Source organism: Polynucleobacter sp. IMCC 30228, from assembly GCF_021395205.1.
Taxonomy (GTDB): domain Bacteria; phylum Pseudomonadota; class Gammaproteobacteria; order Burkholderiales; family Burkholderiaceae; genus Polynucleobacter.
In genome coordinates this window covers 1-23,913 of sequence record NZ_JAJVCS010000004.1, presented here as the reverse complement: position 1 = coordinate 23,913, position 23,913 = coordinate 1, and the positions used below count along the sequence as shown (strand labels likewise).

General features: G+C 41.9%; 21 protein-coding genes and 1 pseudogene. 2 read left to right on the top strand and 20 right to left on the bottom strand.

The window, feature by feature from the left end:
- Window positions 1–31 precede the first annotated feature (31 nt).
- On the top strand, window positions 32–1,378 hold the full coding sequence (locus LZT21_RS07760) for an arylsulfatase (RefSeq protein ID WP_233937210.1): 1,347 nt from the start codon (window positions 32–34) through the stop codon (window positions 1,376–1,378).
- Window positions 1,379–1,715: 337 nt separating this feature from the next.
- Here LZT21_RS07760 and mqo read toward each other — a convergent pair whose 3' ends face one another.
- From mqo to LZT21_RS07730, 6 genes and pseudogenes are all read right to left on the bottom strand, one after another.
- Window positions 1,716–3,218, bottom strand: coding sequence for a malate dehydrogenase (quinone) (mqo, locus tag LZT21_RS07755; RefSeq protein WP_233937209.1), 1,503 nt, complete (start codon window positions 3,216–3,218; stop codon window positions 1,716–1,718).
- Window positions 3,205–4,899 carry a thiamine pyrophosphate-binding protein gene (locus tag LZT21_RS07750; RefSeq protein ID WP_233990129.1) on the bottom strand — a complete coding sequence of 565 codons (1,695 nt, stop codon included), beginning with the start codon at window positions 4,897–4,899 and terminating at the stop codon, window positions 3,205–3,207. The genes mqo and LZT21_RS07750 overlap by 14 nt, the downstream gene beginning before the upstream one ends.
- A gap of 275 nt (window positions 4,900–5,174) precedes the next feature.
- Window positions 5,175–5,377 (bottom strand): annotated as a pseudogene (locus LZT21_RS07745) (IS3 family transposase); the annotation flags it as partial.
- Window positions 5,378–5,564: 187 nt separating this feature from the next.
- Window positions 5,565–6,098 (bottom strand): hypothetical protein, encoded by a 534-nt coding sequence (locus tag LZT21_RS07740; RefSeq protein ID WP_233990127.1) that lies wholly within the window; start codon window positions 6,096–6,098, stop codon window positions 5,565–5,567.
- A gap of 288 nt (window positions 6,099–6,386) precedes the next feature.
- The gene (locus LZT21_RS07735; RefSeq protein ID WP_233990125.1) at window positions 6,387–7,526 is read right to left on the bottom strand and encodes a kelch repeat-containing protein; all 1,140 of its coding nucleotides are present in this window, start codon (window positions 7,524–7,526) and stop codon (window positions 6,387–6,389) included.
- A gap of 164 nt (window positions 7,527–7,690) precedes the next feature.
- Window positions 7,691–8,194 carry a cupin domain-containing protein gene (locus LZT21_RS07730; protein WP_233990123.1) on the bottom strand — a complete coding sequence of 168 codons (504 nt, stop codon included), beginning with the start codon at window positions 8,192–8,194 and terminating at the stop codon, window positions 7,691–7,693.
- Between the two features lie 276 nt (window positions 8,195–8,470).
- On the opposite strand from LZT21_RS07730, the gene LZT21_RS07725 reads away from it, so the two are divergent.
- A complete protein-coding gene (locus tag LZT21_RS07725) occupies window positions 8,471–8,851 on the top strand; it encodes a tautomerase family protein (RefSeq protein WP_233990121.1) in 381 nt (126 codons plus the stop codon).
- A 313-nt stretch (window positions 8,852–9,164) separates the two neighbouring features.
- Here the strand turns inward: LZT21_RS07725 and LZT21_RS07720 are convergent, their stop codons facing one another.
- From LZT21_RS07720 to LZT21_RS07655, 14 genes are all read right to left on the bottom strand, one after another.
- Window positions 9,165–10,064 (bottom strand): nucleotidyl transferase AbiEii/AbiGii toxin family protein, encoded by a 900-nt coding sequence (locus LZT21_RS07720; RefSeq protein ID WP_233990119.1) that lies wholly within the window; start codon window positions 10,062–10,064, stop codon window positions 9,165–9,167.
- A complete protein-coding gene (locus tag LZT21_RS07715) occupies window positions 10,061–10,822 on the bottom strand; it encodes a type IV toxin-antitoxin system AbiEi family antitoxin (RefSeq protein WP_233925002.1) in 762 nt (253 codons plus the stop codon). The genes LZT21_RS07720 and LZT21_RS07715 overlap by 4 nt, the downstream gene beginning before the upstream one ends.
- A 290-nt stretch (window positions 10,823–11,112) precedes the next feature.
- Window positions 11,113–11,331: a hypothetical protein gene (locus tag LZT21_RS07710; protein WP_233990117.1), complete on the bottom strand. Its 219-nt coding sequence runs from the start codon at window positions 11,329–11,331 to the stop codon at window positions 11,113–11,115.
- A 19-nt stretch (window positions 11,332–11,350) separates the two neighbouring features.
- A complete protein-coding gene (locus LZT21_RS07705; protein WP_233937379.1) occupies window positions 11,351–12,061 on the bottom strand; it encodes an ABC transporter ATP-binding protein in 711 nt (236 codons plus the stop codon).
- Complete coding sequence (locus LZT21_RS07700) at window positions 12,058–12,813, bottom strand: ABC transporter ATP-binding protein (protein WP_233990115.1); 756 nt, start codon at window positions 12,811–12,813, stop codon at window positions 12,058–12,060. The genes LZT21_RS07705 and LZT21_RS07700 overlap by 4 nt, the downstream gene beginning before the upstream one ends.
- Window positions 12,813–13,796 carry a branched-chain amino acid ABC transporter permease gene (locus tag LZT21_RS07695; protein ID WP_233937376.1) on the bottom strand — a complete coding sequence of 328 codons (984 nt, stop codon included), beginning with the start codon at window positions 13,794–13,796 and terminating at the stop codon, window positions 12,813–12,815. Before LZT21_RS07695 ends, LZT21_RS07700 begins: the two co-directional genes overlap by 1 nt.
- Entirely contained in the window at window positions 13,789–14,673 is an 885-nt protein-coding gene (locus LZT21_RS07690; RefSeq protein ID WP_233990113.1) for a branched-chain amino acid ABC transporter permease, read from the bottom strand. Before LZT21_RS07690 ends, LZT21_RS07695 begins: the two co-directional genes overlap by 8 nt.
- A gap of 84 nt (window positions 14,674–14,757) precedes the next feature.
- Window positions 14,758–15,939 carry an ABC transporter substrate-binding protein gene (locus LZT21_RS07685; protein WP_233937371.1) on the bottom strand — a complete coding sequence of 394 codons (1,182 nt, stop codon included), beginning with the start codon at window positions 15,937–15,939 and terminating at the stop codon, window positions 14,758–14,760.
- Between the two features lie 21 nt (window positions 15,940–15,960).
- The gene (locus LZT21_RS07680; RefSeq protein ID WP_233937370.1) at window positions 15,961–16,770 is read right to left on the bottom strand and encodes an enoyl-CoA hydratase/isomerase family protein; all 810 of its coding nucleotides are present in this window, start codon (window positions 16,768–16,770) and stop codon (window positions 15,961–15,963) included.
- A 21-nt stretch (window positions 16,771–16,791) separates the two neighbouring features.
- The gene (locus tag LZT21_RS07675) at window positions 16,792–18,327 is read right to left on the bottom strand and encodes an AMP-binding protein (protein WP_233937369.1); all 1,536 of its coding nucleotides are present in this window, start codon (window positions 18,325–18,327) and stop codon (window positions 16,792–16,794) included.
- Complete coding sequence (locus LZT21_RS07670; protein WP_233937367.1) at window positions 18,320–18,814, bottom strand: (2Fe-2S)-binding protein; 495 nt, start codon at window positions 18,812–18,814, stop codon at window positions 18,320–18,322. The genes LZT21_RS07675 and LZT21_RS07670 overlap by 8 nt, the downstream gene beginning before the upstream one ends.
- Window positions 18,811–19,629, bottom strand: a complete 819-nt coding sequence (locus LZT21_RS07665; RefSeq protein ID WP_233990111.1) for a xanthine dehydrogenase family protein subunit M — start codon at window positions 19,627–19,629, stop codon at window positions 18,811–18,813. Before LZT21_RS07665 ends, LZT21_RS07670 begins: the two co-directional genes overlap by 4 nt.
- A gap of 17 nt (window positions 19,630–19,646) precedes the next feature.
- Window positions 19,647–22,631 carry a molybdopterin cofactor-binding domain-containing protein gene (locus LZT21_RS07660; protein ID WP_233990108.1) on the bottom strand — a complete coding sequence of 995 codons (2,985 nt, stop codon included), beginning with the start codon at window positions 22,629–22,631 and terminating at the stop codon, window positions 19,647–19,649.
- Between the two features lie 126 nt (window positions 22,632–22,757).
- Window positions 22,758–23,618, bottom strand: a complete 861-nt coding sequence (locus LZT21_RS07655; protein WP_233990107.1) for an AraC family transcriptional regulator — start codon at window positions 23,616–23,618, stop codon at window positions 22,758–22,760.
- Window positions 23,619–23,913: the final 295 nt, after the last annotated feature.

Below are 23,913 nucleotides of genomic sequence, written 5' to 3'. Positions count from 1 at the left end.
TATTTGCTCTTTATCGCTAATAAATTTTATAATGAAAAAAATAGATACTCAACCAAACGTTGTCTTAATACTTGCCGATAATCTTGGATGGGGCGAACTAGGTTGCTATGGCGGTGGAGCAATTCGCGGTGCGCCAACTCCCAGAATTGATGCCCTTGCCCAAGAGGGCACTCGCTTTCTCAACTTTAATGTAGAAAGCGATTGCGTTCCAACTAGATCTGCACTCATGACCGGTCGACACCCCATTAGAACTGGGGCAATTCAATCGGTTCCAGCTGGCTTACCTCAGGGGATTATCCCCTGGGAAAAAACTATGGCAGAGCTATTTTCAGAAGCAGGATATGCGACTGCAATGTTTGGCAAATGGCATTTAGGCGATAAAGCAGGCCGATATCCTAATGACAAAGGCTTTGATGAGTGGTATGGAATTCCAAGAACTACTAATGAAAGTATGTTTTTTGATTCAATTGGATATGACCAATCCGTTGTTGAGGCTCCTTACGTGATGGAGGGTAAAAAAGGTAATCTAGCTGAAAAGAAAGAGCTATACGATTTAGAAATGAGACGAAAAATTGATGCCGAGTTAACAAAACGCAGTTGTGAATTCATTCACCGTAATGCAAATAAAAAACCATTCTTTCTTTATGTTCCATTAACTCAGTTGCACTTTCCAACCCTGCCTCACCGTGATTTTGAGGGTAATTCAAATTATGGCGACTTTGCTGATTCATTAATTGAAATGGATGCAAGAGTAGGTCAAATAATGGATGCAATTAATCAAGACGATCTCGCAGAAAATACCATATTCATTTTTGCCAGTGACAACGGGCCAGAGTATCGTCGGCCCTGGCGGGGTAGCGCAGGCATGTGGACGGGTACCTACCATACCGCAATGGAGGGCGCCCTTAGAGTGCCTCTCATCATTCGCTGGCCTAATAAAATTCCAGCTGGAAAAGTGACAAATGAAATTATTCATGTGGTAGATTTATTGCCTACCCTAGCACATATTGCTGACTTAAAAATGCCGATAGATCGACCGATTGACGGGATCGATCAAAGTCAATTTTTACTAGGCAAGGAAGAGAAATCAAATCGTGAAGGATTTGTATATTTTATAAAAACTGAACTTAGGGCCGCAAAGTGGCGTGACTGGAAAATGCATTTTGTTTGGGAAGTAGAGCCTAATGCTGGTGCCAATCATCTAGAAACACCCTATCTATTTAATATTGTCCAGGATCCAAAAGAAGAATCAGATGTGAATACGACACAGGGCTGGGTGAGGGGCCCAATTCGAAAAATGGTAATAAATTTTCAGAACTCTTTAAAAACGCACCCACCAATACCCCCTGGCGCATCTGATGACTTTAAACCAATCTGAACCATGTTTTGCTTAACCACACGAATTAGCTGTATTTAAGTCCTGAACCAGTATTAAATAGGCAAAAGTGCTGGTATAAAAACGGGTTAGAAAGAACTTACGGCTTGGCTCTATGATTACTTAATTTAAATAAAAGTCGTCATATTATTAATTTGCCTCTAAAACTAACCCACCATTTGTATCTAACTTTAATCGATCCACGTGATCAAGTTTTCTTTTACTAGCGAACAATATTAAAAAGATGGTGGGCTGAAGTTGGCTACAAATAAGTATGAGAATGGGTTCAGTTTTAGATGCAAAGTAACACCTAGGAATTTTTGAGAACGGGTGTATAGCTTTAATTAATATTAACCAAGCCCAAAGTCTCTGCAGTGTTGGCCCTAATTTTTTTACAAAGGGCGGCATCTGTAATTAAAGATTCGCCATAAGATGGAATCATTTTTTTCATCTGAACTCTCCACTCGCTTGGCAGAAGTTTAGTAGGGGTCATTCGCTCTATTATATCTACCATGATCGCAACAGCTGTGGATGCACCTGGTGAAGCTCCAAGCAAGGCCACCATGGACGAGTCTTTAGATTCAACTATCTCGGTACCAAATTCTAAAATCCCAATTTTGGTGGCATCTTTCTTGATAATTTGCACACGCTGGCCAGCAACTTCAATTACCCAGTCTTTCGCATTGGCAGTTGGGTAATATTGTTTAAGTGAATTCAGTCGATCTGTACTGGATTGCAATACTTGCCCTACTAGATATTTAACAAGACTTAAGTTTGTAATACCAACAGCTGCTAGTGGCAAGAGATTGCCTGGTCGAATCGACTTGAAAAGATCGAGCCAAGATCCATACTTTAAAAATTTAGTAGAGAAGCCTGCAAAGGGGCCAAAGAGTAATGAATGTTGACCATCAATAATGCGTGTATCCAAATGAGGAACAGACATGGGAGGTGACCCTACAGAGGCTATTCCATATACTTTTGCTTCGTGCTCTCTGACTACATCTTGGTTATTGCAACGCAACCATATGCCGCTCACTGGAAAACCAGCATATCCAACCGACTCAGGAATGCCCGACTTTTGCAATAAAGGTAGCGCAGCTCCGCCCGCGCCCAAGAAAACAAATTTGGCTATTACGAAACGCTCATTACCATTGCGCTGATTTTTAATCGTAAGACGCCAACGCTGATCGGGTTCACGCTGTAGATGAATAACTTCTTCTAAAAATGTAACCCGAAAATCAGATAATTTTATTAAATGGCCTAGCAACTGCGAAGTTAATGATCCATAACTTACATCCGCCCCAGAAACAATGCGTGTTGCTGCAATTTTTTTACCAACATCTCTTCCTTTAATTAACAACGGGGCCCACTCAGCAATTTGATCTGGGTCTTCGGAGTACTCCATCCCATGGAAACAATGATGGGCACTAAGTGCCACTTGTCTTTTTTTAAGAAAAGCTACATTGTCATTTCCCTCAACAAAACTCATATGAGGCACAGGATGAATGAAAGATTGCGGTTCTGTTATTGCGCCTTTTTGAATGAGGTAAGACCAAAATTGGCGGGACAGATCAAATTCAACGTTGACTTCAAGCGCTTTAGATATATTAATAGAGCCATCAGCTTCAAGGGGGGTGTAGTTCAGCTCGCAATTGGCTGCATGGCCTGTCCCTGCATTATTCCAACTTTCTGAACTTTCTAAAGCCGCACTCCCCAGCTTTTCAATAAGCTCGATTGATAAATCTGGATTGATCTCCTTTAAGAAAACGCCTAAAGTAGTGCTCATAATTCCTGCGCCAACTAAGACGCAGTCAAGCTCGCTAATAGCTTTATATTCTTGCATTTGCTTTGGCTACTCGGCTACCCCATTCAAGTAACTCAATAGAGCAATCATCTCTACTCAGAGAGCATTCGATTAACACTGGACCACCCTCATGCACCAAGGCTTGTTTAATTGCACTACTTAGTTCACCAGCCGTATTAGCACGAATACCAAGGCCATTGCCTTTGCCTGCATTAAAGATGTTGATTAAGCCCGCATAGTCCCAATTTTGAATATTGTTATAAGGCCCATCATGAATCTCTACTTCAATGGTGTAGCCGCCATTATTCATAAGAAAAATAATAGGGTTGACCTTGTAGCGAATCATATTGGATAGCTCTTGAGCCGTTAACTGAAAAGACCCATCACCAATTAGCGAAATGACTCTACCCCCAGGCTTACAGCCCAGAGCGGCTCCAAATGTAGCCCCTACCGACCAACCAATTGACCCGTATTGCATTTGCACGTGATAGCGTGACCCCCTTGGTAAATGCAAAAGTTGCCCATTAAACCAAGAGTCACCCGTTTCAGCAATTAAGATAGTGTCACACGTAAGAATTCCCTGAATTTGTCTGCGTAATTCTTTTAAAGATAACTTATCGGCTGGTGCAGCTGGTGGAGTAGTTGGAGGATCAACTTTAAGGCGCAAAAATTCTTGCATAGAGTCATCATTTTTCGCTACTTTGGTAGCCAAGGCAGCCAAAAAATCACTCATTTGCACATTAGCAAAATAACCTTCTGGCATGCTAATAGAATTTTTACCAATTTTTATTGATGAGTCCTTTTTATAAAGATCAGTTCTACCTGTTGTGGTGTAGTCGGTTAACTGTACTCCCGTCATAATTTGACAGTCACTAGATTCAACAATGGCAGAACAACTTGGGCTACTGACCTCTGGCCAATAAGTGCCGATAAAAGTGGATAAATCCTCAGGTACGATTCCCTTGGCATCGGGAGTGACGACTACAGCGGATTCCATTTTGTTTGCTAGTTGTAAAAAGGACTCGCTCGCATCAGCAGTTCTAATATCAACACCTGCGATCAAGATGGGTTTAATAGCAGCATTGATGCGAGAAGCAGCTGCTGCAACAGCTGCATTTAGGGCTCTCTCATCACTCTTAGCCTTAAAACTAAAATTTTCTAAAAAAGAGTCGGTTGGGGCCGGGATAAGTTGACCAGCTAGGTTACAAGCAATTTCTAAATAAACCGGTTTTTTCTCAATCAAACAGACCTTAATAGCATCATCAATCATTCTGGCGGCATCTTCTAGGTGGCGAATCGCACATACCGCCTTCACTACCGGGGCATAGCATTGCTCTTGTTGATAAATATTGTATTCACCAATAGTGTGGTGGGTTTTATAGTGCTCCGGTGAATCATTGGTATTGGGACCGCCTGATACTGCCAATAGGGATAAATTTTCAGCATATGCCCCAGCAACGGCATTTAACATACTAAGACCACCTACTGTATAAGTTACAGCGGCCATTGAGAAGCCTGCTTCACGAGCGTAACCATCTGCAGAATAGCCGGCATTAAGCTCATTACAACAACTAATCATACGCAAATTAGGCACTTTTAATAATTGATCTAATAAAACTAAATTGAAGTCCCCTGGAACAGTAAAAAAATTTCGCATCCCAGCCTGCACGAGCCGCAGCCCTAAATAAGTGCCAACGCTGACTAATGGAGCATTATTCATATCTATCTTGTTTAAAATTTAATCGATTTTTAAGGCAATTTATTAATACTAGAAAGGAAAATATTGCAGATTTATGGCATATGCCCTATTTTAGTGCAGATTAACTTAGCCAAAATTACGGCCAAACAATACCACAAAATTTTTACAATGTGCTCTTTAATGAACTGACCTGATTTTTAGTACCCCTCCCAAAGAGAGGATTTTTGATAATCTTCACCTTAAAGGTGAACTGAATCGCTACCAATATCCTAGACACTTCCCAGTCTCGCTTGGTACTACTTTTCATATACTACTGGAGAAAGCCCATTGTTGTAACCATGGCGCCTAACCGGGTTGTCCCACGGAGACTTCCTTTGGTCGTAAAACATTTTGATGTAATCAAAGATGCCCTCCCTTCTTTTGCACTACTGGCATAGGTTTTGCGTTTGATGCGCTCCCTTTTGAGTAATTGGAAGAAGCTCTCGACCACCAAGTGATTAGGTTTTCTTTTACTAGCCGACTATATTAAAAAGACGGTGGGCTGAAATTGGCTGCAAATAAGTATGAGAATGGGTTCAGTTTTAGATGCAAATTAACAACCAAAGGATTTTGCCAGCAATACGCTGTAAAGCAGACCGTTCTAATAATTTTGAACTAAAAGCACATAATTATTTCATTTAGCCTCTCTAGCCATTTGAATATTGTGGATTGAAGGTTTGAAAAAGGCTAATTATTAAAATAGCTAGAAGTAGTAATAATGAAATGAAATTCATGATTCGCTCTTTTTTGGCAGTCCATACCCACCCCAAGAAACCAATAATGGCCAAGACTACGGCTAATACAGCCAACTGAGAAAGATTTATCAATAATAGGGTTGCTATATTCCAAAAGCCTTTGGCACCTGGAACGAGATCTTGATTGACAATATATTGCTCTTTCCCGGCACCAAAAATACTGACAAATAAAGTTCCAATCCAATTAGCCCATAACGAGATATACAAGGAAACCGTGGCAATAGACTTAGTAAATCTTGGAAGAGATAATTGAGGCCACATCCAAGCAAAAGAAAAGAACACTAAAGCTTGTAATGCTCCAATTAGGTGCGCCTGTAAGATGCCTATTTTTGCTAATGCATAGGGCGAATAAATTGGCGCTAAAAGCCCAAGCACCAACATGATGAGTCCGGATATCAAAAACCGTTTATCGTATTGAGAGTTCATTTAATCCTCAAAAATATGGTGTTAGTAATACTACTGCAGTAATAAATTAAATGGCCAAAAATATAGGCATCGATCTTTGTTTTAATATTAGGTATCTAGTAATATATTTGCAAAAGAGGTGCTATTAACTGCCTCATATTGCGCAAAAGCCAGTCAAGCGTTACTTAAAGTAACGCTCAAAAGATAAAACCCCCGCTATTGCTAGTGAGGGTTTTTATGGTGGGCCCAAGAGGACTTGAGCCTAGGACTAAAGGATTCCGGAACTAATATTATTGGCCTTACTCAGCTCTATTTTCTTGAATAAATCTCTGCCGATGCAATTGCGCCGCCGGAGTTTCCTCCCACGCTTGCGCCACCCACTATTAAGACATCACCATTTAATAAACGCGCTTCTGCATGACGCCAGCGAGGTACTGTCATAGATCCAGTAACAGAAAAGGTGCCTGTAATTGGATCATAAAGCTCTGCAGAAGAAAGGACATTTGTCAGATCGTATCCACCTGCAATCAAAACCTTGCCGTCAATCAACAGTGTGGATGTTTGTCGGCCAGTGGGAATGTTCAATGAACCCGTATAAGAAAAAGTACCAGTTTGTGAATTGTATAAACTAGCAGAAGCAAGGACAGAATTATTTTCACCATATCCGCCAACAATCAGTACTTTTCCATCTAACAAAAGATTGGCCGTTGGAAAGCGTCGAGGTGTACCCATTGAGCCAGTCACACTAAATTTACCAGTAATAGGATCGTAAATTTCTGGTGCATCTAAATTGGTTCCATTATAGCCACCAGCTATTAATACGTTACCGTTATTAAGTAGGGTTGCTGTTGCGTTTCGACGTGCAGTAGACAATGATCCGGTAGAAGAAAAGGTTCCGGTAGTAGGATCGTAGACTTCAGCGCTAGCAAGAGCACAGCAATTGCTATCGTAGGAATATCCACCTACAACCAACACCTTTCCATTATTGAGTAATGTTGCTGTTGGGTTTACACGTGGGGTACTCATATTGCTGGTTACCTGCCACGTACTAGATGCGGGATTATAAATTTCAACAGTACTAATACCAGTTCCATCAACACCCTCACCGCCAGCTACAAAAATACGCCCATCTAAAAGTCGCACAGAGGCTGCTGCGTAGCGCGGATTTGTCATCGATCCAGTAGCGCTAAATGTTCTTGAGGTAGGGTCATAGAGATCAGCAGAGGCAACAGCGATACTTGCAGGTCCCACTCCACCCGCCACCAGTACCCGACCATCGGCCAATAAATTCGCCGTTGGCATAGAGCGAGAAGTTGTCATCATGCCAGTTGCAGTAAATGTACCCGTAGTGCTAGTTGATGTCGATGATCCTGAATCTCCATTACCACTGCAAGAAACTAGGAAAGCGGCAATGAAGGTAGATAAAGTCAATAAGACAAATTTTTTCATATGTAAAGCTCTATTAAAATTTAGGTTGGCGGAACTTTAATTTACAAAAGAAATAGCAAGGTAAATTCTAAATTATTTTATTATGACATAAAGCGGGGGTTTACTTTTCTGGTGAGCCCGTCAGAAGTTGAACGGGGCTAGAGAATTGAATGGTACCCGCTTATCTAGGTCGGTAAATGCCCTGTCTTCACAAAGATCTCTTCTCCACCGTAATGCCGATGTGGATTGAAATATGTTTGCGGCGCCCATCGAACTAAAGTAGACCCGCTACCCTGCTGCATGAGAGGCATAACATTTAAACCTAGGACCATTCCTTGATGCCAAGGAGCTGTTTTTGTATCAATTACTTCTCGCTCTATTTGATCCGCACCAAGATGTCGCAACTTGACAAAGAGGGTACAGCCAGAATCACTAAATGGCGTATGGGCAGAGCCTGGAGGATTCATGATGTAGGTGCCTGCAGGATAATTGCCGATCTCATCACTAAATATCCCGTCCAAAACGAATATTTCCTCACCAAATTCATGGGTATGAACTTGAAACTTGGATCCTGGCTGATAGCGAACAATAGAAGTTGCCTTTGCTACCTCACCCCCCTGCCGCTCAAGCATTCGTCTCTCTACCCCTAATTCAGGGCTCAGAGTCCACGGCAAATCATGATGGTTCATCACGATCTTCTGACTGTAATCAGCATTGATATTCATTTATTCAGTTGGGCTAGTTAAGTAGATGACAAGAATATCAAGCAAATTAAATTCGCGCTCAAAAAAATACCAAACCTAGAGTTGGTGCTGAGATTATTGGTGGGCCCAAGAGGACTTGAACCTGGGACCAAAAAATTCCGGTTTGTGTTAGTTTCCTAACTCCCTGGACTATGCGTTCTAAAGGGTATGCTAGTATTTTATCAGCAGCTATCGGAGCTGACCTTGATAACGGAGGCAAGCATGCCATTGATACAAATTTCACTAGCTGAAGGAAAATCCCCAGAATATATTCAAGCAATAGCTGATGGCATACACCAAGCATTACAAACTTCTTGGAAAATTCTATTAAATGATCGATTTCAGATAATTTCGGAACATAAAAAATCCCATTTCCTGATCGATAAAATGATGTGGAATGGAAATCGCTCTGACGATGTTGTGGTAATACACATCACTTCTGTTTTAAGAACAAAAGAAATGAAATTGAATTTATATAGTGAATTGGTAAAAGTGTTGACTGTCAATCCAGGAGTTAGAAAAGAGGATATCTTTGTAACTATTGTTGACAACACTCCAGAGAATTGGTCATTCGGCAAAGGACTTGCACAACTCTCAACCTGACATTTATTAGGTGTATGCAATCGACCAGGGCCTGGGATGCCCAATCCCCCCCCCTAAGCGTTACTTAAAGTAACGCTCAAAAGACTAAACCCCCACTATCGCTAGTGAGGGTTTTTTTATGGTGGGCCCACCAGGACTTGAGCCTGGGACCAAAGGATTATGCTTACCACTACAGTTTTCACTGCCTGTTTCCAAAAAGAATTGCTCTCTCACTCTTTGTTTTTCAAAACCTAAGAATATTTGGAACAACCGTCTAGCACTTCGTTACTCCAAAGTGATTTTTTATCAATCAGATACGGCTGTTAAAAAATTCTCAAAAGCCTAATTTGTTTTTCAACTGATCGCGTTGCTCGTGATACTTGCTTGGATTATCAGATCTTAATCTTTCTATATTTTGCAGCTTCCATTTAACCGAAGGGAAATCTTTAAAGTCATAAACACTCCAATCAGGACTTAGATCTTTGACGCTAAGCAGAAATTTCCGATCTTCTAAAGTTAGCCCACCCTGAATTGCCTCTAGCAAAGATTGTCTAGCCTTTTCAAAATCTGAATACGTAAATGGCTCAACACTCATCCCTTCAAATTGACTTTCTAGAATTTTTCGTTGATCCAATAAATTGGGCAATAAAACCTCGTTAATAGGAGCGCTACTTGAAAGCAGGTTGTATATAAACCCTTGCTTGATTTCATCTGTAAAACCTTCGTTTTCCAAAAGATATTGGACATCAAATAAATCTCTAGGATGCTGACGATTTAATGCGGCACAAATCTTTCCGCCATATAGTTGACCAGTTGAGACAACATTGATTTCAACAAACCGATCAAACTCTTCTTGTGCTTTATCGCAAAGAATCATTTTTTGTGCTGGCGCAATTAAACCCCGCCCTACCGGATTAACTTCAACCTTGACTTGGGCTTTTGAAGATGTTGCAACCAATTTCTGGGTGTCCGTTTGATATTGAACTGCTACACCTAAAATTTTCTCAATTCGATTTTTCAATCTTTCTAGCGCAAGATGAATTTGTGACAAGCTTTCTTGACGATCCCCCAATGGTAAATAGGTTAAGTCAATATCCACTGACAGTCTGGGCATATTTCGTACAAAAAGGTTGATCGCTGTTCCACCATGCAATGCCAAAAACTCTTCCTGCGCCACCAAAGGAAGCACATCTAACAGCAACTCAATCTGGTCTCTGTAGTTACTTGTATTCAAGTAAGCCCCTTAGGTAGCGTGATTTGATATTTTGGATCTAATTGCCCACCTATGACTATGCTTCGTTTTCCAGAGCCTAAATTTACTTTACTCAAATCCACATGCTTAAACCAAGCATGTCCGGCTTTTTCGGCCATAAAAACAAACAACCTTTTCACCTTGATTGACTCGCAAGCCTCTAGTAATTTTTGCACCTGCAATGGTCTCAAATTATTAAGACCCTCCATCAACTCATAACACTCCACCAAATCTTGCTTTTTTGGAGCAAGATATAAGCACTCTAGAAATGCTCTCAGTGGACTAGATATTTTGATGGTGAAATTTTTAACTTCGAACTCTACTAGTTCGAGATTGGATGGAAGAAATGAAGTGCGATGGTATTCAACGGACACCCCCCAATCCGTACTTGAAAACCAAAGTGGTAAATGCTCCTTCCAATCCCCAAATAAACAAACCGCCGTAGTTTTTAGTTTTAAGTAGTGCAGTCTGCCTTGCAACTCCAAGGCTGACTTTCCACCAACATGGATAGAAGAATTGCGCTGGGATTGCAATGCATACAATGCGCCCTGATATCCAACCTCGTCACCAACACGCTTAACGGCACCACTTCCTACCGACGATATCCATCCACTTTTCTTATAACGATTGAGCAGTTGGCCGGATATGCCAGATTGCTTTAGCCATGAAGATAGATAGACTGCGCCAGATGGCCAATCACTGATTAAATGGTTTATTTTTTTGGAATTTATAAAACTCATAGTTTAATTTTACACAATAATTTAAACTTAAACTAGAAATAGTTTATTTTTATCTATGTAAAAAAACTATTAGTTTGTTTTTATGCAACAATTTAAACCTATTATTAATCGAGATAAGCCTTTTAAGCGATAAACTGTTGATTTGTATACAAAACTAACCCAATTAGCGCCCTAATTTGCAACCAATTTCAGACCAACATCCGCTCAATATAGGCTGTCAGTCAAAGATAACAATATCATTTGGATGGATTAAAGTTAGATACAAATGGTGGATCAGTTTTAGATGCAAATCAACAATCTATCACTACATTTACACCCCAGGCATCACTGAGTTTTTTTCCAACAATTCTGCCAAGGGTATCGTTAAACCCCCCAGGTGGATAAGGAACAATGATTGTGATTGGTTTATCTGGGTATGAAACTGGGCTTTGCGCAAATAATTGATTCGCAGTAACAGAAAGAATGCCAATTGCAAATGCAATAAAAAATCCTATTTTTTTAGCCTTCATGAACTTCTCCATTAATTTATCAAACACTTACTCGTTTAATTAATTCTTTACGCTCTTCCATATCTTGTGAATTGCCCTCAAGAACCACCCTTCCACGCTCCACTACATAATGTCTATCGCACAAATGAATAGCTTTATGAATATTTTGCTCGATCAAAAGAATTGAAATTCCTTGAGATTTAAGCTCCTCCATTAGCCGAAAAATATCAGCAACTACCATTGGAGCAAGCCCTTCAGTAGGCTCATCAATTAATAGTAATTTTGGATTGCCAACCAATACTCGCGCCATTGCTAACATTTGCTGCTCTCCACCAGATAAGGTTGTACCTGATTGGTCACGTCTTTCACTTAAGCGGGGAAATCGCTCAAAAACCATTTGTATGCGCTGTTCTGCTGCCTTTCGCTCACTTGCTTTAACTTGCATCAGTCCAAGCTTCAGATTCCCTTCAACACTTAGCCCTGGAAACACCCTTCGATCCTCAGGCACCAACCCCAACCCCAGTCTTGTGATTTCATTTGGCGGTAAAACATCAATAGACTGACCTTGAAATAATATTTTTCCTTGAGAGGGTCTATGCCAACCGGCAATAGTTTTAACAATCGTTGTTTTGCCAACCCCATTTCTTCCAAATAAACCTACAGTCTCACCGGGACGTATGGATAAGTTAACTCCCTGTAAAACATGAGACAACCCAAGGTTGACATGTACATCGTGCATCTCCAGAATCATGCCAACTCCTCCCCAAAGTATGCTGTTTGTACCAGTGGATTGGAGCGAACTTGCTCAGGATTACCTTCGGCTAATTTCTTTCCCTGCGCCATGACGATGACCTTTTTGGACAAGTCCATTACAAGGTCTACATCATGCTCAATTAATAGCACTGTTATTTTTGATCCTAGTTGCTTAATAAGCTCAGCAGTCTCCTGAGTATCTGCCTGTGACATTCCTTGGGTGGGCTCATCTAAGAGCAAAAGCTTTGGTCGAGCTGCTAGTGTCACTGCAATCTCTAAACGTCTTTGCTGGCCATGAGATAAGGCTCCTGCAAGCTGATCATGACAATCAAATAATCCGAACTCCTGTAATAATTCGTTCGCTCTTGCAATTGCAATAGTGCTTTTGTTCAAAGGGAGAAATAAATGGGAACGAGGCTCTAGCGCCTGACTTGCTATTCTCAAATTATCAATTACAGGGAGGTCAAAAAAGAGATTGGTAATCTGAAAAGAACGGGCCATCCCACATGACAACCGCCTTTCGGGACTCATATTTGTAACATTCGACCGATCCAGATCAACGCTACCAGAGTCAGCTATAAAAGTACCACTTATTAAATTAAAGAGCGTGCTCTTACCTGCACCATTTGGTCCAATAATAGAAGTGACACCTAAGCGCGTCACTTCAAAACTAACATCATCAACCGCTTTAAGACCGCCAAAACGCTTGCTTAAATGATTTGCTTTAAGAATGATTTCTACGTTTTCCATCATTCCTCCCCTTTATGAGAATGTTTCTTACTAAGGTATTTAGCGAGCAAGCCAGAAATTCCCTTAGGTGCGGAGACAACGATAACCACAAAGATTATTCCTATAACAATATGGTGATGAACGGTCCAAGTTCCAATAATGGATTTGAATGCGGTTAAAAGAACGCTGCCTAGAATTGGTCCTATTAAAGTACCTACACCACCCAAAACAACTGTTACTACGGCATTACCAGAAACACTAAAGAACATGAGCTCTGGCGAAACGAAACCCCTCAACATCGGATAAAGAGCACCAGATACTGCAGCAACCACTGCAGCCAAAATAAAGGCAACTTGCTTAGGCCCTTTGGACTTATAGCCTACGTAAGCCAGGCGGTCTTCATTAGATCGAATAGCATGCCATATTGATCCCATTGGGGTTGTTAGAAAATATTTCAAGACGGCGTATAAGCCCCCAATAGTCAACAAAGTAATCAGAAAAAATGAGCCTGGCTGACTGGTATCGATGGCGCCAAATGGCGTCCAGATTTGTAAAATGGGTACGCCCATCATGCCATCAGATGCTCCAAGGCTGCGAGTGTTATAGACAACCTTGGCTGCTACCTGCGCCAGCCCAAAAGTAATCAGCGCAAAGTACACTCCTTTTGATCGAAGAGCCACGAAGCTAGCAATCCACCCTAATACAGTTGCCGACAGGGTCACAATCCCTATTGCCAAAAAGAATGATGGAGAAATTTCTTTCAGAACTAAGGCGGATAAATAGGCGCCAAAACCAAAATATAGGGCCTGACCAAGAGACAATAATCCAACAATCCCCAACAACAAATCAACTGACATCGCAAGTCCGCCAAAGATCAACGATTCTGTCGCCAGCCGGAGAAAGAATGTATCTTGAAGAATGCTGCCAACGATAAACAGGACAAGGGCTGATGTTAGTAAAAGTATTTCAATGAGGCGAATGGCTCTTACTTGGGGATTAAGCATTTTTCATACCCCCGTATAAACCAGTTGGCTTGAACATCAATACCAAAACCATTACAGTAAATACCAGAGGATCTGACCATACAGGAGAAATATATAAAGAAGAAATTGATTGCAATTGTGTCAATAAAATTCCTGCAACAACTGCCCCTTTAATGCTTCCAAGACCTCCGACAATGACAACGCTAAAGGCCATCAAGATAAAGTCTCGCCCCATAGTAGGAAATACCGAATAGATAGGGGCTAAGAGCACTCCAGCAAGGCCAGCTAAAGCAACACCAAATGCAAAAGTCAGCGCATAAACTCGCATCACCGGTATACCCAATGAGGAGCTCATATCTTTATCATATGCAGAAGCTCTTACGATTGCGCCTAATTGGGTTTTGTAAATGAGTACCCATACAGCAAAAATAATTAAAGCGCCAAATACCATCAGAAATAATCTGTAATTTGGAAACATTACACCCAACAACTCGCTAGCTCCCGAGATTGGTGCGCTAGGTTTAATTGGATTTGCACCCCAAATAATCTTGTATCCATCCTCTAAAACCATTGCTACGCCAAATGTCAACAACAAAGTGAGAATGTGCCGATCTTTATAGTGAAATACTTTTTGAATCAAAAGCCTTTCCATTGCAAAACCGATGGGCACTAACAATAAGGGGACTAATAGCAGGCAAAGCCAGAATGAAACACCCATTGCCATAAGACTCACACTGAAGAAGGCCCCAGCTGCATAGAACTCACCGTGGGACATGTTAATAACATCCAACAGGCCAAAAATAATAGTCAAGCCTAATGCCATTAGGACCACAGCTACGCCAATGGAAAGACCATTAACCATCTGTGGCGCATAAATATATTGTAAGCTTTCTAGCATTTAAAACCCAATCCCTTAGTAATATTCACAAACTGAAAAACTCCACACCTCTAAAAAATAGATGTGGAGCCTTCTATTAGCACATTAAAAACGAGTACAGACATCAGGACCAATCGCCTGATCAGAAGGCACTCTTCCAACAATATTAAATTCGCCATTCTCCACCCGAACTGCAAACATATCCTGCATTGCCTGGTGGTCTCCAGCACGCATCTTCTTTGTGCCTTGCGGAGTTTGCCAACTTAAGTCATCCATAGCTGCACGGACCTTATCAGTTTCAGTAGACTTAGCTTTTTCTACAGCAGCTTTATAAAAATAGAGTAGCCCGTAAGAATCCGCACCATAAAGATCGGGAAGTTTGTTATAGGCTTTCTGGAAATCAGCAACAAACTTTTTATTTGCTGGGTTATCTAACTTAGGTGAATAACCAACGCCTGTTACAAACCCATTTGCAGACTTCCCAATAGCGCCCATATTTTGAGATGTGACTGTGCCAGATGCACCAACAAGCGTTACCCCTTTATTGAGGCCATACTCATCCATCTGCGAAAATAATCGTACCGTATCATTACCGGCCACAGAGGTATAGATTATATTCGGCTTAGCAGCTCTTACTTGACCAAAGTATGGTGAATAATCTTTGTTGTCGAGAGGTGCAAAAACCTCGCCAACATCTTTAGCGCCTTTTTCAGTAGATGCTTTCTTAAAGGCCGATACTGTGCTTCGCCCCATCTCGTAGTCAGGTCCGATAAAGAATATGTTAGCTTTAGGAATTTCTTTATCAACCCATGCAGCCAATGCAGCAGACTGCATACCTGCACGTGCATTTACACGAAATACATTTGGAGAGCATTTATCTCCAGTAATCGAATCCGCAAATGACACTGTTGTAGCAATAAGCTTATTATTTCGTTCGGCTAGCTGCCCTACCGCTAAAGTAGATCCTGAATTGACAGTGCCAGTTAAAAAGTCAACTTTTTCTACCTGAAATAGCTTTTCTGCCTTTTGAGTTGCAACCGCAGGATTTGCCTCTTCATCTTCATAAATTAGATTAATTTTTCGACCATTAATGCCACCCGCAGCATTAATTTCTTTGGCTGCTAAATCTAAACCCATTTTGACTTGCTCACCAATTGGGGTATAGGTACCAGATAATGGCGTTACAACTCCAATTTTGATGGGGCCAGATTGCGCTACAACTAATGATGCGCCGAGACTTAGTGCTACAGCCAGAGCGATTTTCTTTGTTTGAAATTGCTTTTTCATTGTGACTATCTCCTAAAAAAATTAACGACCAACAAAATTTGGTTGACGCTTTCCATGAAAAGCCTCAACCCCTTCTTTGAAATCTTCTGAATTACGCAAGCGACTGTAACAATGGCCCTCAACTTCAATTGCTGTAGTTAATAGGCAATCCTCTGTTTCATTTAGCATCTTCTTAGCCGTTCTTTGGGCAATTGGAGAAAATGCGCGCAGTTCATCCACTAATTTAGAAACGGCACTAGCAAGTTCCGAGTCTGGTACGCACTCAGTTGCTACGCCCCATTCATATGCCTGCTGCCCTTTGATGCGCCTAGAGCGCATCACAATATCTTTGGTTCTAGTAATGCCTACCATTTTTTGCAAGCGCGCAGATCCTCCTGAGCCAGGAATTTGTCCTAATTTTTGCTCAGGCAGTGCATAGAGAGTTGATTCAGCCGCGATACGAAAATCACATGCTAAGGAAATCTCAAAGCCAACACCGAAACAATAGCCATGATTAGCGGCAATAACTGGTTTTGTACAGCGCGTAGGCGCAGCAATATTCCATGCTAGCTTTGAGACATGCTCCGGACTTGCCTCCAAAAATCCTTTAATATCTCCGCCACTAGAGAAGTGCTCGCCTTCAGCCCTTAATACAATGATACGAACCCGATCATCAGCGTCTAAGGCCTCAAATGTAGCCCGCAATTGATCGCGTTGGGGCATCTGTATCACATTAAAAGGTGGTCTCTTCAACACAATATCCGCTCTTTGTTGAGATTCATTAATCTCCACATAAAACCCATCAAGGTTATCGAGGATATTGCTAAAAGGATGCTTCAATATAGCAGTCATAAGGTCTCTCTAGTAAAAAAATTAAGCTCTTTCATATTCGCCAGCAACCAACATCCGTCGCAATACCTTTCCCACAGGCGACTTGGGAATTTCTTTAACAAACACATACTCCCGAGGGCGCTTAAAGTTAATCAAATCAGAACCGCGGCAATATTCATCCAGAGCATTTGAATCTACGCTTCCTGAGGCCCTAATGAAGGCAACTACTTTTTGCCCAAGGCGATCATCTTTCAATCCTGCAACAGCTACTTCGCTCACGAAAGGATGCAAGGATAAAACTGACTCAATTTCGACAGGGGAAATATTTTCTCCGCCAGAAATAATCATGTCATCTACGCGACCGGTAACAAATAGATCTCCTGACTCATCAAAATATCCTGTATCACCCGTGAAATACCATCCGTCTCGAATAGACTTTTGATCTGCATCTGGGCGCTTCCAGTAACCCTCAAATGCCTCATCACCAGAGAGATCGCAAATGATTTGTCCCTCTTCATTTTTGGATGCCACTTGTGTAGGCAGTGCCTGTACAGATCCTTGATCTAACTTAACTACTCTAATACGCGCATTTATACCCGCCCTACCAGCACAACCTGGCTTGGCAAATGCATTCTGATTAATAGTGTAGGTATAGATTTCACTGGATCCGTAATGGTTTACGAACAATTCAGGTGAGAAGGCCTCGTTTAGACTTAGCAATAATGCATCATGCATCGGAGCACCTGCAAATCCAAGCTTCTTAACAGTTTTGACTCGACTTGAATTGAAGTCTTTTGACTGGAGCATGTCATGGTAAAGCGTTGGCACTAAATAGAGATGCGTCACTGCCTCCCGCTCAATTGCGTCTATTGCCCTATCTACATCCCAACGAGGTACTGCAACATATGTTCCATTAACAATGCATAGAGATAACAGCGTGCGCACGCCCATGGTGTGATAGAGGGGCATTACACCCAAGGTGATCTCGCCCATTGCATATTGGTTTTGCGCCACATGAGCAATGCCTGCGGCTCGCTCAGCCCGTTGCTTTCTTGGGACCCCCTTTGGCTTACCGGTTGTACCTGAAGTGAACAGCATGACGGAGATATCCTCAACATGACCCCGAGCAACCGGTTCAATTCCTTCCTGCGTTAGTTGCTCAAAATAGGTATATCCGTCTGAAGCACCCTTCTCCATACAGAGAATTACAGAGATTGATTTACTAGTTTCAGATTCTAAATAGTTACTAAGCGATATTTCCTCAACAAATGCTAATTTAACATCAGCGTTTTGAGCGCAATAATCAATCTCATCAGACTTGGAACGCCAATTTAAAGGGACGATAGCAATACCCGCCATCTGGCAAGCCCAATGAATTGTTGCTGCCTCATAGCGATTTTGCAAAATAGTCAAAATTCGGTCGCCACTCTTCAAACCTTTTTCATCAAAAAATTGTTGAATGGCGCCAATATAAAGTGCCCACTCTCCGTAGGTATAGCGCCTGTTTCCATCTACTATCGCCAAGCTAGCTGGATCACGTTCAACAGCTTGCAAAAAAGTTCGGCCTAAATCAAGCATGCTCTCCTCCAATTTTGCGCGCTCTGGTAGATGCGACCTCTAAAACTGCTTCAATAATTCCAACATATCCAGTGCATCGACACAAATTTCCCGATAAACCCTCTCGAACTTCAGTCTCAGTCGGATTAGGGTTCTTTTTAAGTAAATCATCTGCTGAAATTAAAAAACCTGATGTGCAGAATCCACACTGAAGCGCATGGTGTTTCTTAAAAGCATTTTGCAAATCAGACATATCGCCTGATTTTGCAATTCCTTCTACAGTATTCACGCTAGAGCCATCGGCTTGGCATGCAAACATGAGGCAAGAGCGAATAATTTGCTGATCTACTTCAACAGTACATGCCCCACAAACGCCATGCTCGCAACCTGCATGCGTACCCGTTGCCCCCAAATCATGTCGAATAAAATCTAGCAATGTAGTGCGTGACTCACACAATCCTTCACGCTCAACTCCATTTAAATTAATTTTTACCAAATGGCTTTTCATCTTATTCCATCACTTTTGAAATCAATGGCCTGTTGGCATGCGCGCTTACCAAGTGAGCGCATTAAATGTCGACGTAACCCAGAAGTTGCAGTAGGATCTTCCCTAACCTCGACTGCAGCAGCCAAATCATCGATAAACTGATTGACCTCATTTAAAGAACTAGCCACGCATTGATAAGTCTGCGCTACATCATCAATACCACCAAAACCTATAGTCCAACTATCGCCTTGCTTAATGGCCGCAACAGCTACAACTGCAAAATCTCCATGGCGATAGCCATATTCTGAAAATCCGAATCCTGCTTCGGGATTGCAAATGGGGAACTGGACAGCCTCGATGAGCTCATTCGATTGGCGACTGGTTTGAAGTGCACCTACGAAAAAATCTTTCGCTTTAACTATCCGCCTCTTCTTTTTACTTACCAAAATAACTGAACCCTCTAATACAGCTAATGCAAGAACGAGTTCAGCACTAGGATCTGCATGTGCAATCGATCCGCATACTGTTCCACGGTTACGAATTGGGGTGTGCGCTATCCATGGGAACATCATGCCTAATAGTGGTTGAGCCTTATGAAGACCGCTCCAATTCTCCAGTTCGGCCTGCCTCACGCCAGCGCCGACCTGAAGTAAACCATCAGATAGGCTGATATTTTTGAGCTCAACAACCTTGTTGATATCAATCAAATGATCAGGGCTAGCTACCCTCATTGCCAATACAGGCAACAATGTTTGTCCGCCTGCAATAATGCGAGCATCTTCACCATACTGATCCAACAAATTCAAAATCTCTAATTGTGAATTTACCTGGTGCATTGCAAATGGAGCGGACTTCATCTAGCGATCCCCAATAATGCGTAAATCCTGTCAATTAAGGTTTTAAATAAACCTTCTTGTTTAGCGCCAGCCTCTTTTGCAAGCGCCCTAAATAATTGGTCCAATACCAAGCGAATTGCACCCTCTAATAACCTACTGCCAATTGCTGCAAGTTTTCCAGATACTTGAGCCTGATAGTCATACCTTAGGATAGTCACTCCGTCTTGATTTTTAAGGCTGACTTGCCCCATTCCTAGGGCCATCCCTAGAGGCCCTCGTCCTTCTCCGCCCAATGAAAAGCTATCAGGATTTTTAATATTTGTTAGATCAATCTTAGCTTCAAAGCGAGCTTTTGCAATCCCAATTCGTACAACTGCTATGCAATCGAACTGAATGCCATTCGTTGTAGATGTTTTGTGAATGGATTCGCACCCCGGAATAACATTCTTCAACCTCTCTGGATCCATTAAAACCGCAAAGATATCTTCTGGAGGAACTTGCAGTCTAACTTCGCCTTGGGCTTTTAATGGATAGTCAGTATTTAACTCCATTGATGAAGCCTGATTTGAGGGCCTATCCCGTTTAAGTAAGCCTTTTTCTACAAGGAGAGCATGAATTCGACTAGGAGTTGCAGGTAAAACAATATTCTCCATATCCAATGCATCTGCAATAGCATTTGCAATACAAACTGGCGTACTCATGCTGTTTCCCTCACCAATACCCTTAGCGCCCAATGGGGTGAATGGACTTGGAGATTCCTGGTGATAAATTGTTGGAGCCTTAACATCACTTGCGGTAGGTAAGCGATAGTCGGCAAAAGTTCCTGAGAGAAAATTACCATCGCTACTGTAGACAAACTCCTCAAAGAGGGCCGCTCCCACAGCTTGTGCATAGGCACCATAAATTTGACCGTTCGCTAAAGCTGGGTTTAGTATTTTTCCGGCATCATGCACGGTGATGTACTGATCAACCCTTGCTGAGCAGGTCTCGGGATCAATTTCGATTCCGCAAGCATCAAGGGCAAAGCCATATGTCACAGAAGTATTAATTCGATCATGCTCATCTGGTGCCTCTAAAACGTCGGCGCTCCAAAATTGCGTTTCTTGTAGGGCAAGAGTAGTTTCATGACCAAGCGCCTCTTGAACCAATCCAGGAGACCAATGAAAATTTCCACATATTCTTGAGAGAGGAATTTCCCTACCCTCATCTCCAGCTACTGATATATTCCCATTGGCAAAAATTAATTCCTCTGGCTTTGCCTTCAGAACGTGTGCTGCATATTCAGCAATCCGAGCCTTTAACTTTTCAGCCGCTAGAAATACTGTTCCAGCTACCGCACCAGCAAACCGACTAGAATAATTTCCCGCTGCAATTGACCATGCATCTTTAGCAGTATCAAAATCTACATTTACCTGAATTTGTGATGGTAAGACACCAAAAACATCCGCCAATAGCTGACTGATAACAGTTTGATGGCCCTGCCCCGCTGGAGCAGATGCGATATTAGCGCTAATATTCCCCGAAGGATCAACACTTACCGTTGCTGAAGTAATAGCGCCATTTTTAGGTCCAGCCTTTTTTCTTTGCTCTTTCGTAAGAACAGTAGTGATGTAACCCATATTTGAAACGGAGGGTTCAATAATTGAGGCAATGCCAATACCGTAGTACCGACCTTCTTTTTGAGCTTGCTCTTTTCGATCTAATATATCCCTAAACTCGGGAGAATTCTCTAGTGTTTTTAAAGCTTGCTGATAATCTCCAGAATCCAGCAATGCCCCTGCGGCTGCTCGATAAGGAAACTGCTCCTTTTGAACATAATTGAGCGCAGCAATTTCCTGATGTGTTTTACCTAATGTTTTAGCTATTTTGTGAACCAAACGTTCAAGGGCGTAATAAACCTGAGGGCCACCAAAACCTCTCACTAGTCCAGTTGGAGTTTTATTAATTAATACAACCCGATTGCGAATTTTTAAGTTCTGAATTTGATATGGCCCAGTCACACAGCCATGCATACGATATAGAGTTGCAGGCTCAGGAGCTCTTAAATAAGCACCACAATCTTCAATTTGATCGTAATCTAAAGCTAAGATTTTTCCATCTACATCCACTGCAGCACGCAAGTGAGTGTGACGGGAAGTAGCAGAGGTAGCGGCCTGAAGATGCTCTAAGCGATCCTCAATAAATTTCACTGGAGCGCCTGCCTTACGCGATGCTAAGCAACTCATAATGATATATGGCAATACTGATTGCTTAACACCAAAACTTCCACCCGAATCCGGCGCAACATGATGACGCAATTTTGTTCCTGGAATCTTTAGGGCAGCAGCCATGACCACATGCAATGAAAATGGTCCCATAAAATTCGACGTAACTTCATATGAAGAATCTGCTCCTCGCCATTGCGCAATCACACCACCAGTTTCAATGGGTGTACAAGAGTTACGTGGATAGCGAATATCAACCTCAACGATACTTTCGGCTTTTTGGAATGCAGCATCTGGGTCACCATATTCAAATGAGCGATCAGAAACACAATTACTGCCAATATCCTTATGCAAAATAATCGAGGCATCTGTTAGAGCGACGTCTACATCCACTACCGCAGGAAGCGGCTGAATGTTTAACACAATCCTTTCCACCCCATCTTCTGCAAGCGCCCTGGATTCAGCAATCACTACCGCTATAGGTTCTCCTACATAGCGTACATACTCGCTAGCTAAAATCCACTGGCGCATGGGAGTTTTCACAGCAACCACCAATGGGTTAGACCATGCTTGGACATCTTTGATTGTTAATATCGCCCTGATACCCTTAATTTGTAATGCAGAGTCAATATCTACTGAAATGATTTTTCCATGCGCAATGGGGGAGCGCACCACTGCTGCATATAGGGTTCCAATAGGCAATGGAAGATCATCTAGATAACGACCTCCCCCCGTTAGAAGAGCGGCATCTTCTACGCGTTCACATGCAATGCCTAAATATTTTGCGCTTGGTTTCAATCTACACTTTTCAGCTAAATTAAGAATAATTAATGCTGAGAGAAGCTTAATGACCGAAACAGTAGAATGCTTACCCTAAAGTCCGATTGCTTACCTTAGAGTCCGATTATGTGTATCAGGAAAACCCTAGGAGTCTAACTTAGGGGCCTTTTCGACTTGCTGGCGATAGAGGCTTGGAGTGACCCCCTGGTGCTGCTTAAAAAAACGAGTGAAGTTACTTTGAGCAGAAAAACCTAACTCATCACCGATATGCATCAAACTCTCTCTACCTTCAGCAAGCGCATCAAATGCATGCTCCATTTTTAGTACGTTTGCATATACGATAGGAGACAGACCTGTACACCTCCTAAACAACTCAAAAAAATGAGAGCGCGATAAATCAACCCTTTGCGCAATTCCTGCGATATCCCCCACTTCCTGAGGGGAGAGTCGCATATGATGAATAGCCTTCCGAATCCGAGGATCCATAAAAGACAAGGTATTGGCGGTGTTTCGAATATCGCCCGGAGTTAATGAGTTAACGTTTTCCATAAAAGACAGCACCAACTCAAGCAGCATTGACTCTAAATAGTCATGTGTAATTTGATCTGCCCACCATAACTCCATAGAAATTTTTTCCAAAGCTTGCTTTTGATATGCACCAAGCTTCGTAAGGTTATTGGTAAAAAATCGAGGATGGCTACTGCTAAGAAATTTCTTGCTAAACAAGGCCAACCATCTTGGCTCCAGATAAAGAGCAAGCAAAACCGGATTTTGTCCATTATTTGGGATGTGAAGGTAGGAATGTTCCTCCCAAGCATTTATAAGCACAGCATTGTCATCCGTCAGGGGATAACTCGTTCCTCTTACTTCAAAGGCGGTATCGGGCCCTGCCACCTTACATAAAATATGACAATGATGATGCGCATGAGTAATAAGAGGAGCATCCATCTCTAAAAGAGCCACCCTACCAAACTCACCATGCATTAGACGAATTGCTTTTGACATTAAATATCGGTCCTGATTAGGGTTACAGCATAACTTGATAATTAATTATTGCGACGCAATAAATATAGCTTAAGACTTAGCAAATTAAAGGAATAGTAAAAAAATTCCTGCTTATTAGTAGGAATAAGCCATATACACCGACGGAGTAGACCAACTAAATCCTACTCTGAGGGTGTCCCATATTTTGTGTAAACGGGGTTCGTTTACTACAGAGGGATTCTCTCCTCATACTTAATACTAAACTGATTTAATGCACCCTTCCAATCTCTGATGGGCATACTCCACTTTTGGCTGA

Excerpts from the sequence above, each read along its gene's own strand:
- LZT21_RS07760 (WP_233937210.1), top strand. The coding sequence starts at position 32 with ATGAAAAAAATAGATACTCAACCAAACGTTGTCTTAATACTTGCCGAT.
- LZT21_RS07705 (WP_233937379.1), bottom strand. The coding sequence starts at position 12,061 with ATGATTCTGGAGATGCACGATGTACATGTCAACCTTGGGTTGTCTCAT.
- LZT21_RS07680 (WP_233937370.1), bottom strand. The coding sequence starts at position 16,770 with ATGACTGCTATATTGAAGCATCCTTTTAGCAATATCCTCGATAACCTT.
- LZT21_RS07695 (WP_233937376.1), bottom strand. The coding sequence starts at position 13,796 with ATGCTTAATCCCCAAGTAAGAGCCATTCGCCTCATTGAAATACTTTTA.
- LZT21_RS07700 (WP_233990115.1), bottom strand. The coding sequence starts at position 12,813 with ATGGAAAACGTAGAAATCATTCTTAAAGCAAATCATTTAAGCAAGCGT.
- LZT21_RS07710 (WP_233990117.1), bottom strand. The coding sequence starts at position 11,331 with ATGAAGGCTAAAAAAATAGGATTTTTTATTGCATTTGCAATTGGCATT.
- LZT21_RS07735 (WP_233990125.1), bottom strand. The coding sequence starts at position 7,526 with ATGAAAAAATTTGTCTTATTGACTTTATCTACCTTCATTGCCGCTTTC.
- LZT21_RS07740 (WP_233990127.1), bottom strand. The coding sequence starts at position 6,098 with ATGAACTCTCAATACGATAAACGGTTTTTGATATCCGGACTCATCATG.
- LZT21_RS07715 (WP_233925002.1), bottom strand. The coding sequence starts at position 10,822 with ATGAGTTTTATAAATTCCAAAAAAATAAACCATTTAATCAGTGATTGG.
- LZT21_RS07685 (WP_233937371.1), bottom strand. The coding sequence starts at position 15,939 with ATGAAAAAGCAATTTCAAACAAAGAAAATCGCTCTGGCTGTAGCACTA.
- LZT21_RS07730 (WP_233990123.1), bottom strand. The coding sequence starts at position 8,194 with ATGAACCATCATGATTTGCCGTGGACTCTGAGCCCTGAATTAGGGGTA.
- LZT21_RS07670 (WP_233937367.1), bottom strand. The coding sequence starts at position 18,814 with ATGAAAAGCCATTTGGTAAAAATTAATTTAAATGGAGTTGAGCGTGAA.
- LZT21_RS07750 (WP_233990129.1), bottom strand. The coding sequence starts at position 4,899 with ATGAATAATGCTCCATTAGTCAGCGTTGGCACTTATTTAGGGCTGCGG.
- LZT21_RS07675 (WP_233937369.1), bottom strand. The coding sequence starts at position 18,327 with ATGCTTGATTTAGGCCGAACTTTTTTGCAAGCTGTTGAACGTGATCCA.
- LZT21_RS07725 (WP_233990121.1), top strand. The coding sequence starts at position 8,471 with ATGCCATTGATACAAATTTCACTAGCTGAAGGAAAATCCCCAGAATAT.
- LZT21_RS07655 (WP_233990107.1), bottom strand. The coding sequence starts at position 23,618 with ATGTCAAAAGCAATTCGTCTAATGCATGGTGAGTTTGGTAGGGTGGCT.
- mqo (WP_233937209.1), bottom strand. The coding sequence starts at position 3,218 with ATGCAAGAATATAAAGCTATTAGCGAGCTTGACTGCGTCTTAGTTGGC.
- LZT21_RS07665 (WP_233990111.1), bottom strand. The coding sequence starts at position 19,629 with ATGCACCAGGTAAATTCACAATTAGAGATTTTGAATTTGTTGGATCAG.
- LZT21_RS07690 (WP_233990113.1), bottom strand. The coding sequence starts at position 14,673 with ATGCTAGAAAGCTTACAATATATTTATGCGCCACAGATGGTTAATGGT.